General features: G+C 68.6%; 13 protein-coding genes and 1 tRNA gene. 9 read left to right on the forward strand and 5 right to left on the reverse strand.

Annotated elements, in window-relative coordinates:
• The first annotated feature begins 189 nt into the window (after positions 1-189).
• The 5 genes from ABZX92_RS10320 to ABZX92_RS10340 all read left to right on the forward strand — a co-directional run bounded on the left by ABZX92_RS10320 (position 190) and on the right by ABZX92_RS10340 (position 4,827).
• Positions 190-903, forward strand: coding sequence for a serine protease (locus ABZX92_RS10320; RefSeq protein WP_355556157.1), 714 nt, complete (start codon positions 190-192; stop codon positions 901-903).
• Positions 904-979: 76 nt separating this feature from the next.
• Positions 980-1,870 (forward strand): cation diffusion facilitator family transporter, encoded by an 891-nt coding sequence (locus ABZX92_RS10325; RefSeq protein WP_355556160.1) that lies wholly within the window; start codon positions 980-982, stop codon positions 1,868-1,870.
• On the forward strand, positions 1,863-2,576 hold the full coding sequence (locus tag ABZX92_RS10330) for a PIG-L deacetylase family protein (RefSeq protein WP_355556163.1): 714 nt from the start codon (positions 1,863-1,865) through the stop codon (positions 2,574-2,576). The genes ABZX92_RS10325 and ABZX92_RS10330 overlap by 8 nt, the downstream gene beginning before the upstream one ends.
• A gap of 51 nt (positions 2,577-2,627) precedes the next feature.
• The gene (gene cobA / locus ABZX92_RS10335; protein WP_355556166.1) at positions 2,628-3,836 is read left to right on the forward strand and encodes a uroporphyrinogen-III C-methyltransferase; all 1,209 of its coding nucleotides are present in this window, start codon (positions 2,628-2,630) and stop codon (positions 3,834-3,836) included.
• 124 nt (positions 3,837-3,960) lie between these two features.
• Positions 3,961-4,827, forward strand: a complete 867-nt coding sequence (locus ABZX92_RS10340) for an RICIN domain-containing protein (RefSeq protein ID WP_355556169.1) — start codon at positions 3,961-3,963, stop codon at positions 4,825-4,827.
• Here the strand turns inward: ABZX92_RS10340 and ABZX92_RS10345 are convergent.
• Positions 4,740-5,966, reverse strand: a complete 1,227-nt coding sequence (locus tag ABZX92_RS10345; protein WP_355556172.1) for an MFS transporter — start codon at positions 5,964-5,966, stop codon at positions 4,740-4,742. The two genes, ABZX92_RS10340 and ABZX92_RS10345, sit on opposite strands and share 88 nt — an antisense overlap.
• 66 nt (positions 5,967-6,032) lie before the next feature.
• Positions 6,033-7,775 (reverse strand): proline--tRNA ligase, encoded by a 1,743-nt coding sequence (locus ABZX92_RS10350; RefSeq protein ID WP_355556175.1) that lies wholly within the window; start codon positions 7,773-7,775, stop codon positions 6,033-6,035.
• Between the two features lie 141 nt (positions 7,776-7,916).
• On the opposite strand from ABZX92_RS10350, the gene ABZX92_RS10355 reads away from it, so the two are divergent.
• Complete coding sequence (locus ABZX92_RS10355) at positions 7,917-8,276, forward strand: VOC family protein (RefSeq protein WP_355556177.1); 360 nt, start codon at positions 7,917-7,919, stop codon at positions 8,274-8,276.
• Between the two features lie 650 nt (positions 8,277-8,926).
• On the opposite strand, the gene ABZX92_RS10360 is transcribed toward ABZX92_RS10355, so the two are convergent.
• Positions 8,927-9,892: a GNAT family N-acetyltransferase gene (locus ABZX92_RS10360; protein WP_355556180.1), complete on the reverse strand. Its 966-nt coding sequence runs from the start codon at positions 9,890-9,892 to the stop codon at positions 8,927-8,929.
• 85 nt (positions 9,893-9,977) lie between these two features.
• Here ABZX92_RS10360 and ABZX92_RS10365 point away from each other — a divergent pair, with 85 nt between their 5' ends.
• Positions 9,978-10,733 (forward strand): class I SAM-dependent methyltransferase, encoded by a 756-nt coding sequence (locus ABZX92_RS10365; protein ID WP_355556183.1) that lies wholly within the window; start codon positions 9,978-9,980, stop codon positions 10,731-10,733.
• Here ABZX92_RS10365 and ABZX92_RS10370 read toward each other — a convergent pair.
• Positions 10,734-10,805 (reverse strand) — tRNA-Arg (locus ABZX92_RS10370).
• Between the two features lie 13 nt (positions 10,806-10,818).
• Positions 10,819-12,117 (reverse strand): hypothetical protein, encoded by a 1,299-nt coding sequence (locus tag ABZX92_RS10375; RefSeq protein WP_355556186.1) that lies wholly within the window; start codon positions 12,115-12,117, stop codon positions 10,819-10,821.
• Between the two features lie 59 nt (positions 12,118-12,176).
• On the opposite strand from ABZX92_RS10375, the gene yaaA reads away from it, so the two are divergent.
• Positions 12,177-12,905, forward strand: a complete 729-nt coding sequence (yaaA, locus tag ABZX92_RS10380; RefSeq protein WP_355556189.1) for a peroxide stress protein YaaA — start codon at positions 12,177-12,179, stop codon at positions 12,903-12,905.
• A 265-nt stretch (positions 12,906-13,170) separates the two neighbouring features.
• The gene (locus ABZX92_RS10385; protein ID WP_355556243.1) at positions 13,171-14,079 is read left to right on the forward strand and encodes an RIO1 family regulatory kinase/ATPase; all 909 of its coding nucleotides are present in this window, start codon (positions 13,171-13,173) and stop codon (positions 14,077-14,079) included.
• The last annotated feature ends 231 nt before the right edge of the window (positions 14,080-14,310 follow it).

Genomic DNA, 14,310 nt, shown 5'->3' on the forward strand with positions numbered 1-14,310 from the left:
AGTCAACTGTGAAGTCGGACATGTACGACTAATGGCGGTTATGCCGCCGAATCTCCGCCCGTGACGCTGTGTGTGCCGCCGCTCGACACCGTGCACACACAGCGTTATCGGGAAGGACTGGCAGCTATGGCGAAAACCCTGCATCGCCTGATCTTGTCCGTTGTGGTCACTGCACTCGCGAGCATCTTCATGACTGCTCCCGCAGCCAATGCCGACGACGTGTCGCCGATGATCGTCGGCGGTACGCGAGCCAGCACCTCGACGTACCCGTGGGTCGTCATGCTGACGACCACCGCCAACTTCCAGTTCTGCGGTGGCACTCTCGTGAAGGCCAACAAGGTCGTCACCGCCGCACACTGCGCGAAGGGCCGCACGCCCGCCAGCACGCGCGTCGTCCACGGCCGTGACGACAAGCAGACCACCGTCGGCACCACGGCCAACGTGACCAAGATCTGGATCCACCCGAACTACACCACCGCGACCGCCGGCTACGACGTGGCCGTGCTGACGCTGGACCGCAACATCAGCTCGGCCACCCTGCCGCTCGCCACCCCGGCCGACACCGCCCTGTACGCGGCGGGCAACTCCGCGCTGATCCTCGGCTGGGGCACGACGTCCTCCGGTGGTTCGGCCTCCCGGTACCTGCTGAAGGCCAACGTGCCGCTGACCTCGGACGCGACCTGCAAGTCCGCGTACTCGCAGTACAGCAACACCTCCATGGTGTGCGCGGGCTTCCCGCAGGGTGGCGTGGACACCTGCCAGGGCGACTCCGGTGGCCCGCTGGTGTTCGGTGGCAAGCTCATCGGTGACACGTCGTGGGGCCAGGGCTGCGCGGCGCCGAAGTACCCCGGCGTGTACGGCCGGATCGCGCCCTACTACTCGGTCATCAACGCCCAGCTCTAGTTGTGACTAGCCTTTGGCAGTAGGCAAACCTGTGCATTAGTCCACAGTGGACATTTTCGGGGTAGCGTCTGCTGTCATGGGCTTCGGGCATGGACACGGGCACGGCCATCACACCGATCCTCAGCACACGGTGTGGTGGTCGTTCGCCGTTCTGATGGTGACGGCACTGATCCAGGCCGTGGTCGTGGTGTTCAGCGGGTCGGTGGCGTTGCTGGCCGACACCGTGCACAACTTCGCCGACGCGTTGACCGCGGTGCCGCTGGGCATCGCGTTCTGGCTCAGCCGCAGGGCCGCGTCGGTGCGTTTCCCGTACGGCTACGGGCGGGCCGAGGACCTCGCCGGTGTGGCAGTGGTGGTGTTGATGGCGTTCTCCGCCGTGTTCGCCGGGTACGAGGCGGTGTCGCGGCTGATCGATCCTCGCCCCGTCTCGGCTGTTCCGGCCGTTGCGGTGGCGGCTGTCGTGGGCTTCCTGGGCAACGAGTTCGTGGCGCAGTGGCGGATCCGGGTGGGGCGGCGGATCGGCTCGGCGGCGTTGGTGGCTGACGGGCTGCACGCGCGCACGGACGGGTACACGTCGTTGGCTGTCCTCGCTGCTGCTTTCGGCTCATGGCTCGGTTGGTGGTGGGTCGACCCGTTGGTCGGCCTGGTGGTGGCCGTGCTCATCGGCGTGGTGCTGATCGACGCGGGACGGCAGGTGTTCTCTCGTTTGCTCGACGCGGCCGACCCGGTGGTGGTGGGCAAGGCCTCCGAGGTCGCGGGCGGCACACCGGGCGTGCTGGCCGTGGAGGACGTGCGGATGCGCTGGTCCGGGCACGGTCAGCTGGCCGAGTTGACCGTCGTGGTGGCGCGGGAGACGTCGCTGGTCGAGGCGCACCGGATCGCGCACGACGTGGAGCATCGGCTGCGGCATTCGGTACATCGGTTGCAGCGTGCGCACGTTCACGCGCATCCTGCGGGGCATGGCTGATCTAGAAGCGATGCCGGAGGACTGGTCGAGCGCGCTGGTCGTCGTCGCTCATCCCGATGACATGGAGTACGGCGGTGCGGGCGCCATCGCGCGGTGGACCGCACAAGGCAAGAACATCGCGTACTTGCTCGCGTGCCGTGGGGAGGCGGGCATCGATTCGATGGAGCCGTCGGTCTCCGGGCCGTTGCGGGTCGAGGAGCAGATCGCGTCGTGCGCAGCGGTCGGCGTCTCCGTCGTCGAGTTCCTGGACCACCAGGACGGCGTGATCGAGTACGGCGTGCCGCTGCGGCGCGACATCGCGGCGGCGATCCGGCGGCACCGGCCGGAGTTCGTGATCGTCAGCAACTTCCGCGACACCTGGCCCAGCGGTGGGTGGAACCAGGCGGACCACATCGCGGTCGGCCGAGCGGCCGTGGACGCGGTTCGCGATGCGGGCAACCGGTGGATCTTCCAGGACCTGGGCCTGGAGCCGTGGAATGGCGTTCGGTACGTGGCGGCGGCGTCCTCGCCGTTGGCCACGCACGCCGTGGACATCACCGACTCGTTCGACGCTTCGGTGGCATCCCTGCGCGAGCACAAGGCCTATCTGGCTGCGCTGGGCGGGGACATGGCCGAGCCGGAACCGTTCCTGCGTCATGCCGCGGAGACCGTGGGCGAGCGGTTCGGCGGCGTGCTGGCTACCTCTTTCGAGCTGCTGAGTCTGTGACCATGTTCCCTTCGGCTGGACACGGCGGGTCCGGTGTGGATGCTTCTACCCATGCCGTTTGAACAGCACTACCTGGCCGGCCTCGATCTCCGGGGCCGGCGCGTCCTCGTGGTCGGCGGAGGCACGGTCGCCCAGCGCCGCCTGCCCCGCCTGATCGCGTCCGGCGCCGCCGTCGAGCTCGTGTCGCCGTCCGTCACACCCGCCGTCCAGGGCATGGTCGACGCGGGGGAGCTGACGTGGCACCAGAGGCGTTTCCAGCCAGGTGACGTCGAGGGCGCGTGGTACGTGGTGGCGTGCACGTCCAACGTAGAGGTCAATGCCCAGATCGGCGATGAGGCGACGTCGTCGCGTGTGTTCTGCGTGCGCGCGGACATCGCCGTCGAGGGCACGGCCGTCACTCCGGCCGTGGGCACGCACGACGGCCTTGTGCTCGGCGTGCTGGCGGGCGGCGAGCACCGCCGCTCGGCGTCCGTTCGCGACGGGCTCGTGGCGGCTCTGCGGGACGGCCGAATCGCGGACCAGGCTGTTGCGCCGGTCGGCGTGGCCCTGGTGGGTGGCGGCCCCGGCGACGCCGAGCTGATCACCGTGAAGGGCAAGCGTTTGCTGGCCCACGCGGACGTGGTGGTCGCCGACCGGCTGGCCCCGCGCGAACTGCTGGAGGAACTGCCCGCGCACGTCGAGGTCGTCGACGCCGCGAAGATCCCCTACGGCCGTGCCGCCACGCAGGAGTTCATCAACCAGACGCTGATCGACCGCGCCAAGGAAGGCAAGTTCGTCGTCCGGTTGAAGGGCGGCGACCCGTACGTCTTCGGCCGCGGTTTCGAGGAGCTCCTGGCCTGCGCTGAGGCCGGCATCCCCGTGACCGTCGTGCCAGGCGTGACGTCAGCGTTCGGTGTGCCCGCATTGGCCGGTGTGCCCGTGACGCACCGAGGAGTGGCGCACGAGGTCGTCGTCGTCTCTGGTCACGTGGCTCCCGACGACCCACGCTCTCTCGTGGACTGGCCGTCGATCGCACGCCTGCAAGGCACCGTCGTGCTGATGATGGCCGTAGAACGCGCGGGCGCCTTCGCCACTGCCTTGATGGAAGGCCGCTCGGGTTCCACTCCGGTTGCCGTCATTCAAGAAGGCAGCACGGCTTCACAGCGCGTCTACCGGTCCACTTTGGACTCACTCGGGACCGACGTGAAGCGCTGGGAAGTCCGCCCGCCCGCGATCATCGTCGTGGGCCCGGTAGCCGATATTGCTTCCGCAAATAGTTAGATAAGTTTCTTTACAAAAACCGCTCGACCGGTGGACTCTGCATGCACGCCGCCTAAGTCCACCGGTTCTTGCGGAGGCATGCATGAAACGCGCCCTGTCTGTGGCGGCAGGTATTTTGCTCATGATGTCCGGTTTGTTCGCTTCGTCACCCGCGAGCGCCGCAGCATCACAACAGGTCTTCTGGACCTTCTACGGCTGGTACGACAACACCCCGCCCGGCGGCGACATCGCGTACCCGAAGATCCACGACACCGCCGGCGGCAAGGGAACCTGGTCGGACCCGATCACGTTCGCGACGTCCAGCAAGGAAGCCAAGCCGGGCACCAAGATCTACTTCCCGCGCGTCAAGAAGTACTTCATCATGGAGGACTCCTGCTCCTCCTGTGAGCAGGACTGGAACGGCAACGGCCCCAACGGCGGCCCGAAGCTGTGGCACTTCGACGCCTGGGTCGGTGGCAAGGGCGGCAACGCCATGAACGCGATCGACTGCGAAGACGCGCTGACGAACTACCACGACGACGGCAAGCCGGTGATGGAGGAAACCATCCTCAACCCGCCGTCGAACCTGACCGTGGACTCCACGCCGATCTTCAACACCTCCACCGGCGAGTGCTACGGCGGCGCCAAGCCCAAGACGACCAACGGCGAGTACAAGAACGTCTCCACCGGGAAGTGCTTGCAGGGCGGCGCTTCCGGGTCGCAGTTGACCACCGCTGCCTGTACCGGGGCTGCCAACCAGCAGTTCAAGTTCCACGGCGCGTTCATGGAGCAGGGGTCGCCGCAGCTGTGCACCACGCTGTCGTCGGGCAAGGTGCTGCTGAAGAAGTGCGATGGCGGGCCGGCTCAGCAGTGGTCGATCAACCCGAACAAGACCATCTCGGACATGCAGTACAACACCAAGTGCTACCGGGATGCCTCGGGCAAGGTCACTGCCGCTTCATGCTCCGGCGACGTGGCCAAGTGGGACTTCAAGGCGGCAACCAAGAAGTGAGTGCGTAGCGGCTTCAGGCTGAGCAGTCCGACCGTGGTGCGGAGCGCGATGGCGACGTACCACGGTGCCAGCAGTCCGAAGCCGTCCGCGACGAACCCGCCCAGCAGCGCGCCGACCGGCTGAACACCCCAGGTGATCAGGGTCTGCGCGCTGCTGACGCGGCCCAGCAACTCCGTCGGCACCGCCCGCTGCCTCAATGCCGCCGTGGCGACACCCCAGACCGCGGTGCAGAACGAGCTCACCACCGCGAACGCCGCGACTGTCGGCAGGTCGTGAGCGACTGTGGCAATTCCCAGCCACGCCAACGGAATCAGCACCACCGTTGCCGGCACCGTGTAACGCCACTTGTTCAGCAACCGTTCGGCCAGCAGGCCGCCCGCGATGCCGCCGCACGCCAGCGTCGCCAGGAACGCTCCGAAGCCGGCGTTCGTGAGTCCCAGCCGGTGTCGCGCGAACAGCACCAGCGTTGCCATCGTGATCGCGATGCACAGGTTCGTCGTGGCGGACACGAGCGTTACCGCCCTCAGCGCCTTGTGTCTGAGCAACCACCGCAAGCCCTCAACGACCTTCGGCTTTGCCTTTTTCGGCTGTCGTTCGGTCCGCATCCTGGCGACCAGCACTGCCGCCATCGCGAACGTCAGCGCGTTGCCCCAGAACGGCGCCGGTACGGCCATCGCGAACAGCAGCCCGCCCAACGGCGGCCCCGCGAACTGCAGTGCCACCGCCTGCGACGCGAACAGCCGCCCGTTCGCGCGCTCCAGCAGGTGGTTCGCGACCGTGGCCTTGATGAGCGGCTGCCCCACGGCTCTCGGCACGTTCTCCGCAGTGCCGATCAGGAACGCCATGCCGTACAGGAACACGATGTGCACGCTGTGGAAAGTCGCCAGCAAGGCCATGAGCGCGCACTGGATCCACAAGGCCGTCAGGAGAAGGCGTCGGCCGTCGTAGCGATCGGCCGCGGCACCCGCGGGCAATGCGGCGAGCAGCCAGGGGAGTGCACCGAAGAAGCTGACGCCCGCGATCAGCTTCGGATCCTGGGTGAGTGTCGCGGCCAGCAGTGGAAGCGCTGCGACGAAGATCCCGTCACCGAGCGCCGAGATGGCACTGCCGCTCCACAACAGGTACCAGTTCCGCCCCATGTACCACCTTAAACGCGACGAACGCCCGGCCAGGAGTCCCGGCCGGGCGTTCGCTCAACGCAAGATTCAGCTGTTGACGACATTCACCAGGTGGTCGACTGCCTCGGCCACCGGGACCTCGACGCGGTCGCCGGACTTGCGGTCCTTGACCTCGACGGTGCCGTCCTTCAGGCCGCGACCGATCACCAGGATCGTCGGGATGCCAACGAGTTCGGCGTCCGCGAACTTCACGCCGGGGCTCGCCTTGCGGTCGTCCAGGATGACCTTGAGGCCCCGCGCGCTCAGCTGCTGGGCGAAGTCCTCGCCCGCCGCGGTCAGCGTCTCGTCCTTGCCCGCGATGACCACGTGGACGTCGGCGGGGGCGACGTTGCGGGGCCAGATCAGGCCGCGGTCGTCGTGCGACTGCTCGGCGATCGCCGCGACCAGGCGCGAGACGCCGATGCCGTACGAGCCCATGGTGATGCGGACGGGCTTCGAGTCCGGGCCGAGGGCGTCGAGTGAGAACGCGTCGGCGTACTTGCGGCCCAGCTGGAAGATGTGGCCGATCTCGATGCCGCGCGCGGCCACCAGCACGCCCTTGCCGTCGGGGGACGGGTCGCCCTCGCGGACCTCGGCCACGTCGATGGTGCCGTCCGGGGTGAAGTCGCGGCCTGCCACCAGGTCGACCACGTGGTGGTCTGCCTTGTCGGCGCCGGTCACCCAGGCCGTGCCGGTGACGATGCGGGGGTCGGCGAGGAAGCGGACGCCGTTCGCCTGGAGGGCGCCGGGGCCGATGTAACCCTTGACCAGGAACGTGTTCTTGGCGAAGTCGGCCTCTTCGAGCATCGCGACCTCGGCGGGCTCCAGGGCCGCTTCGAGACGCTTGAAGTCCACCTCGCGGTCGCCGGGGACGGCGATGGCGAGCAGCTCCCACTCCTTGCCCGGCACCTTGGTCTTGACCAGGACGTTCTTCAACGTGTCCGCCGCGGTGAACTTGCGGTCGGTGTTGGCGTTGAGGAAGTCCACCAGCGACTCGATGGTGGGCGTGTTCGGGGTGTGGTGCACGGCCGCGGCGGGCTTGTCGTCGATCGACTGCTCGGCGGGCGCGGGGGTGGTGACGGCCTCGACGTTCGCCGCGTAGCCGGACTCCGTGCTGCGGACGAAGGTGTCCTCGCCCGTTTCCGCGACGGCCAGGAACTCCTCGGACGCCGAGCCGCCCATCGCGCCGGACGTCGCCGACACGACCACGTATTCGAGGCCGAGGCGGTCGAAGATGCGGATGTAGGCGTCGCGGTGGTCCTGGTAGGACTTGCTCAGGCCCTCGTCGGTCAGGTCGAACGAGTAGGAGTCCTTCATCAGGAACTCGCGGCCGCGCAGGATGCCCGCACGGGGACGCGCCTCGTCGCGGTACTTGGTCTGGATCTGGTACAGCGTGACCGGGTAGTCCTTGTACGAGCTGTACTCGCCCTTCACGGTGAGCGTGAACAGCTCCTCGTGGGTGGGGCCGAGCAGGTAGTCGGCGCCCTTGCGGTCCTTGAGCCGGAAGATGTTGGGCCCGTACTCCTCCCACCGGTTGGTCGCCTCGTAGGGCTCCTTGGGCAGCAGGGCGGGGAACTGGATCTCCTGCGCGCCGAACGCGTCCATCTCCTCGCGGACGACGGCCTCGATGTTGCGCAGGACGCGGAGGCCCAGCGGCAGCCAGGAGTACCCGCCCGGAGCGACGCGGCGGACGTAGCCGGCGCGCACCAGCAGCTTGTGGCTGGGCACTTCGGCGTCGGCCGGGTCCTCGCGAAGCGTGCGGAGGAACAGCGACGACATCCTGGTGATCACGGTGGGTACTCCTCGTTCACGGGCTGTTGGAGCAGCCTACTGGTTGGGCCGCTGACGGATTTGAGCGGTACATCTCTGGGTCTTACGGCCGTTCACCTGGGCAAACCAAAATTGTCAGACCCCATGAGTAGCGTCCTGTCCATGCCTTTCAGCATCGACATGATCACCTTCGACACCGGCGACGCTCGCAAGCTCGCCGAGTTCTGGTCGGCCGCGCTGGGCACGACGATCCAGAACGACTGGGGCGAGTTCATCGTCCTCGCGCCGAACTCCGAAGGCGGTCCGGCCGTGGCCTTCCAGCAGGTGCCGGACGCCACGCCGGGCAAGAACCGCGTCCACTTCGACACGCACGTGCCGGACCGCAGGGCCGAGGTCGCCAGGCTGACCGAGCTGGGCGCCACCGAGGTCGCCGTGCACAGCATCCCCGGCCTCGTCTGGTCGGTGCTGGCCGACCCGGACGGCAACCAGTTCTGCGTCGGCCAGGCAGGCGAGTCCCTCTAGCCCTCCGCAGGGCCGGGCTGGCGGCTGATCCCCGCCACCTCGGCCCGTCCCGAACCTTCCAGGAGCCGCCCTTGACCACTTGACCCGCACCCGGCACGACCTTTCGCTCGGGCAGACCGCGACAGCACGGATCCAGCAGCCCACGCCAGGCGCACTCAATGGCCACCGCGCCTCGGCAGATCAGGCGCGACCACGTCCGGACCGCGAGCACCCCGAGCGAACCCCCGGCACGACCACGGCTGACGCCGCCGACCCTGCACGGCCGCAATCAGTCGAGGCCGCACCGGACCTGCGTCGCACGGCGAGACCTTCTGAGCCCTCACGGCGTTGCGCATCCCGCGAGCCCTCAGAATCCCAACGCCTCTGCGCCGCGACCGCGCGTCCTCCCGAGCCCTCACGGCGTTGCGCATCCCGTGAGCCCTCGGGACAACAGCGCGTCCCACGTGCCAGCGCGTCCTCCCGAGCTTTCGCGGCAGTGCATGCCTGCACGAGACCTCGGGTCACCGCGCACGGCGTGTTCGCACTGAGCCCTCATGGCGTTGCGCATCCCATGAGCCCTCAGGGCAACAGCGCCGCCTGACACGACGCCTGGCGGACCCGTTGTGAGGGTTCGTGGCGAAGCATGCCGCCACGAGCCTTCGCATCGACCGTCAGAAGAGGTCGACCGGCAACCCGTAGTCGATCCAGGTGCGCGCCACCTTGAACCCGGCGCGCTCGTAGACCCCGAGCGCACCGGTCGAGTTGGCGGTGTCCACGGACAGCCCGGCGCGGTGGTAGCCCTGGTCGCGGCCGCGAGCCAGCGTCCAGCTCAGCAGCGCCGAGGCCACCCCACGGCCGCGGTGCTCCTCGAGCGTGCCGAGGTCGCCGATCCAGAGCTCGCGCACACCGGTCAGTTCCTCGACCGCCGTGTAGTACCGCGAGAGCACGAAGCCGATCACGGCACCGGACGCGCGATCCAGCGCGAGATAGGAGGTCGATGGCACGAACCGCTTGCTGTCCGTGAAGGACGCCGCGAACTCCTCAGGGCTGCGCGCGGTGGAGCCCCAGTGCTGGGCGAACGCCGCGTTGACCACCAGGCGGATCTCGTCCGGACTGGCGGCGGAGAACGGCACGATCTCGTAGCCCGCGGGCATCGGGACCTGGGCGAGTGGCTCGCCCAGTGACACCTCCATCTCGTGGAAGTGCCGGTCGGCGGTGAAGCCGAGCGACGAGACGAGTGCGAGGTGGCCGGCTGAGCGGCTCTCGACCATGGTGCTCGCCACGAGCGGCAGGGCCGGGTGCGCGGCGAGGTGCAGCGACCGGGCCTGGGCGACCATGCGCGGCATCAGCGCGCGGCCGATGCCCTGGCGGCGGAAGCCGGGATGCACCATGCCGTCCAGACGGACGCGGTGCACGAGCGATGGGGTCTCGCGAGGCTCCACGAGTCCGTAGGCGGCAAGCGACGAGCCCGCGAACGCGCCGACCGAGCCGAGAGGCAGGTCCGCCTTGCAGAACGACTGGGCGAAGTCCTCTTCGGACAGAAGTTCGCCGGTGTCGTCGACAGCCTCGGCCGCGACGTACAACGCCGTCACCGCAGGGATGTCGGCGGTCGTGAGCGGGCGCCACACGAGTTCCACGAAACCGAAGCTACGGGGAGGTGATGGGTCCAACAACCGAATAACGCGTTGCCCGGGAAGGGCAGGCGGTGCCACCCTGCGTGCGATGACGACACCGAAGATCACCCCGCTGTACGAGGACGTCACCTTCCACGGGCCGCTGTCCGAGGAACGGGCCGCGCGGTTGATCCGCGGGCTCGGGCCGCTCGACGGGAAACACGTGCTCGACCTCGGGTGCGGGTGGGCGGAGTTGTTGCTCCGCACGCTCGAGGCCGCGCCCACCGCCACCGGTACGGGTGTGGACCGCAACGCCGTGGACATCGCCCACGCGCAGGCGAACGCCGACGCCCGAGGGCTCACGGCGCGGGTCCGCCTGCACGCTGCCGATGTTCAGCAGTGGCAGCCCGAGCAGGGGTACGACGTCGTGATCGTCAACGGTGCCACCCAAGTGTGGGGCGGGGATCCGTTGCAGCACACGGAAAACGCGCTCAAGGCTGCCCGGGCACTGCTCAACCCGCAAGGGATGTTCTTGCTGGGCGAGGGTTTCTGGGAGCGCGAGCCGACCGCGGAGCAGCTCGAGGCCATGCCGGTCCCGCGTGACCAGTACCGGTCGCTCGCGGGCCTGGTGGATTTCGCGCACGAGCACGGGTACCGGTTGGTCGCGGCGGAGCAGGCGAGCCTCGACGAGTGGGACGTGTTCGAGAACGCGCACGGGCTGGCGTGGGAACGCTGGCTGCGCGACAACCCGGACTCCGAGCACGCCGACGACATCAGGGCGAAGGCCGACCGGCAGCGCACCTACCGCTTGCACGGGTGGCGCGCCACCATGGGCCTCGCGTACCTGACGCTCCAGGCACCGTAGAGAACACGACCGGGCTCGAACCGGCGTCCCCCCGACTCGCTGCCGGGCGCTCTACCACTGAGCTACGTGTTCTCGTGAAGACTCCTCAGTCGAGGGTGTCCTGTCCACCGAATACATGCGCGCGGCGCAACATCATGGCCCACAACGGATCGGACACGGCGACACCGTGCACGAGCTCCGGGGTCAGGCGGAAGCGTGCGATCGCGCGGTGTGTGCGGGGTGCTGTCCAGCCGGACTTCTCGGGCTCCACACGCTGCTCACGGCACGCTGCCTCCACATCGGCGCGTGAGCACGCAACGGTGCCGTCGAGCACGTCCCACGGCAACGGCAGGCGTGACCACACCGAGGTGTCCGGGTGCAGCGAGCCGCCCGGTTCCTGGTGCCACGCGGCGAGGTCGCCGGCCATGACGCGCATGACCTTGCCCGGCCACGCGTGTTCGATCAGGGAGGTCAGGCCTGCGGCGTGGAGGCAGGCGATCCAGCCCGCGCGGGCGGTGTTGTAGACACCGGCCAGGGCGTTCCACGTCGAGGAGTCGACGCCTTGCCGCACGATCATGGTCGCCTTGTCGATCGACGCCGACTGCCACAGCGCGGCCAGCGACGACGCGATCGACCGGGTCGCCGCTGACCACATTCCGAGCAGCCGGCCGAGCTGTTCGGGACGGAGGCGGCTCAGGACGTCCGGCGCCGGGCAGGTCAGCGCGATCATCGGCCAGTCCGTACCGCCACGAGCCGCGCAGCGTGCGAAGAGCACGTCCGCCACCAGGTCGAACGGGTTCGCGCGAGACTCCAGGACGAACTCGCGGCGCAGCTCGCGGAGGGCGGTGAAGTAGGCGATGAAGCACGCCGCGTCCGGGTCCGCACGGAACCGCGCGCGGTCGACCGCGCCGACGAAACCGGGTGCCGCGAACAGCGTCGTGTCGCGCATCTTTCGCGCGCGCTCCATCCGCGACACCTTCGCGGAGAGCCGGCGCAACATGCGGAAGCGGCGGTTGTACTGGCGCTTCGACAGCTCGATGCCCGCCGCGTCCCGGGCGTCGCGATTCAACCGGTCGGTGAGGAAGTCGGTGTGCGCCGGGTTCCAGTCGATCTCGGAGCCGACCGCGGCGGCGAACTCCAGCACCGAGATCGGGTCGTCCACGTCGACCACGCCTCCGTCCACACCGAACAGGAAGCGCGCGGCAGCGACCTGATGTGTGGCACCGACCGGACGCGCGTCCACCGCGGAGAAACCGTGCCGGCGCGAGGCGTGCGCCGCGGCGTACTGGACCACTTCGCGCTCGCGATGCGTCAGCGACGGCTGTGCCTCCAGCACGAGAGCGGCGACGTCCTCCGGGCGCAGGCGTGCGTCGAGCGAGTCGTACAAGCGGTCCAGGGCGTCCACGCTCTCCAGAGCACCACGCAGGTCCAGCGGTTTTCGGCCGTTGCCCTACCCTTCACGACGTGCTGGTGCTGCTTCCCCCGTCGGAGACCAAGGCGATCGGCGGCGAGGGTGCGCCGCTCGACCTCGACGCGCTGTCGTTCCCGGAGCTCAACCCCGTGCGCGACAAGCTGGTGTCGGCGCTGGAGGATCTGGCGAACGACGTTCCGGCGAGCCTCAAAGCGCTCGACATCTCCGAGCGCCAGCTGGACGAGATCGAGCGCAACGCGGCTTTGCGCACGTCGGAGACCACGCCCGCGCTGCTGCGCTACACCGGCGTCCTCTACGACAACCTGGACTTCGGCACGCTCAAGAAGGCCGAGAAGGAACGGGCCTACCGGCGGCTCGCGGTCGCGTCGGCGTTGTTCGGGGCGGTCCGCGGCGGCGATCCCGTGCCCGCTTACCGGCTCTCGGGAGGCAGCACGCTGCCCTCGCACGGCAGCCTGCGCGCGCTGTGGAAGCCGGTGCTGGAGCCGGTCTTCAAGGAGGCCGACGAGTTCGTCGTGGACCTGAGGTCCGGAGCGTATTCGAGCCTCGCGAGGATCCCGCACGCCGTCGTTGTCCGGGTGATCACCAGCGAGGGCAAGGTCGTCAGCCATTTCAACAAGGCGCACAAGGGCCTGCTCGCCCGCGCCCTGGTGACCACGAGTGCGGAGCCGAGCGACCTGAAAGGCCTGGTCAGGATCGCGCAGAAGGCCGGTCTGAAGATCGTGCCGACCGGCGTGAAGACCGCGGACCTGATCACCGGTTAATTCGGTTGCGCGCCCGGGAGGCGACCGGGCAAGCTTCACCGCAGCCGAAGTGCGGCGTGTGGGGAACGAGGAGGTGCGACATGTCAGAGCCTGTCTTCGGACGTGGCCGCAGGACCCGTCCCTCCGCCCTTCGCGCCTGATCAGCACCGTTTGATCGCAGAGCGCCAGTGGGGCGGTCACCTTCATCCTCTTTGGAGACCCCACCGTGCGCGAGCACGATCTTTACGAACGCTACGAGTCTGCTTTCGATGGCGCCGACGAAACCATGCGGCGCAAGGGAAAGCGCACCAGCAAGACCGCCGACGACGCGGAGCCGACGCGTCGCGGCCGCATGACCGAAGAAGAGAAGCTGCGGGTCGCACGGCTGCGCGAGGACCAGCTCAGCACGGCGGACACCCCCGAGGACGGCGATCGCTGGTCCACCTGGGGCGACGCCGACCAGGGTCCGAAACCGCACCCGAGCTGGCTCATCACCGAGCTGGCCGCGGTCGACCGCGAGCTGGGCATCGTGAAGACCGGCAAGGAGGCGGACGTCTTCCTGCTGGAACGCGCGATGGGCGAACGGGCGTGCCTGCTCGCCGCCAAGCGCTACCGCAGCAACGACCACCGGATGTTCCACCGCGACGCGGGATATCTGGAGGGTCGCAAGATGAAGAAGTCCCGCGAGTTGCGGGCCATTCAGAACCGCACCGCGTTCGGGCGCAACCTGATCGCGGAGCAGTGGGCGGTCGCGGAGTTCGCCGCGCTCGCCAGGCTGTGGCAGGCAGGCGCACCCGTGCCGTATCCGGTGCAGCGCAGCGGCACCGAGCTGCTGCTGGAGTTCGTCGGGGACGCGGAGGGCAACGCGGCACCGAGGCTCGCGCAAACCCGTCCGGACTCCGACGAGCTGCTCGACCTGTGGCGTCAGCTGGTCGCGACGTTGATGACGCTCGCGGAGGCGGGCCTCACCCACGGCGACCTGTCCGCGTACAACCTGATGGTCCACGAGGGCAGGTTGATCATGATCGACCTGCCGCAGGTGGTCGACCTCGTCGCGAACCCCCGCGGCGTGGAGTTTCTCGACCGCGACGTCCGAAACATCGCCGGCTGGTTCGCCTCGCGAGGCCTGCCACCGGAGATCGGGGAGCCGTCCGCGCTGGTGGCGACGCTGCTGGAGGTGGCCGGTATGGCCTGACCCACGTTGCGCGCCCGGCCGTGTCCAACGACACTGCCGGGCGCGCAAGGCGTGGCCATTGATCAGCTAGACTGTGCTGTGCACCGATGAAGGCTTGACGGCCGTTGACCGGTGTTTCCACCCACTCATCAGCGGCGTGACCATCACGCCGGGCTCGTCCTTGTGATCGGCACCGCGGTAGCGCGCGGGGCAGCCTCGAGACGTGCCATGTCCCGGAGGTTTGTTTTGCCA

The organism is Lentzea sp. NPDC006480 (assembly GCF_040611995.1).
GTDB lineage: Bacteria > Actinomycetota > Actinomycetes > Mycobacteriales > Pseudonocardiaceae > Lentzea.

Excerpts from the sequence above, each read along its gene's own strand:
- ABZX92_RS10385 (WP_355556243.1), top strand. The coding sequence starts at position 13,171 with ATGCGGCGCAAGGGAAAGCGCACCAGCAAGACCGCCGACGACGCGGAG.
- ABZX92_RS10325 (WP_355556160.1), top strand. The coding sequence starts at position 980 with ATGGGCTTCGGGCATGGACACGGGCACGGCCATCACACCGATCCTCAG.
- ABZX92_RS10340 (WP_355556169.1), top strand. The coding sequence starts at position 3,961 with ATGTCCGGTTTGTTCGCTTCGTCACCCGCGAGCGCCGCAGCATCACAA.
- ABZX92_RS10365 (WP_355556183.1), top strand. The coding sequence starts at position 9,978 with ATGACGACACCGAAGATCACCCCGCTGTACGAGGACGTCACCTTCCAC.
- ABZX92_RS10320 (WP_355556157.1), top strand. The coding sequence starts at position 190 with ATGACTGCTCCCGCAGCCAATGCCGACGACGTGTCGCCGATGATCGTC.
- ABZX92_RS10330 (WP_355556163.1), top strand. The coding sequence starts at position 1,863 with ATGGCTGATCTAGAAGCGATGCCGGAGGACTGGTCGAGCGCGCTGGTC.
- cobA (WP_355556166.1), top strand. The coding sequence starts at position 2,628 with ATGCCGTTTGAACAGCACTACCTGGCCGGCCTCGATCTCCGGGGCCGG.
- ABZX92_RS10355 (WP_355556177.1), top strand. The coding sequence starts at position 7,917 with ATGCCTTTCAGCATCGACATGATCACCTTCGACACCGGCGACGCTCGC.
- ABZX92_RS10345 (WP_355556172.1), bottom strand. The coding sequence starts at position 5,966 with ATGGGGCGGAACTGGTACCTGTTGTGGAGCGGCAGTGCCATCTCGGCG.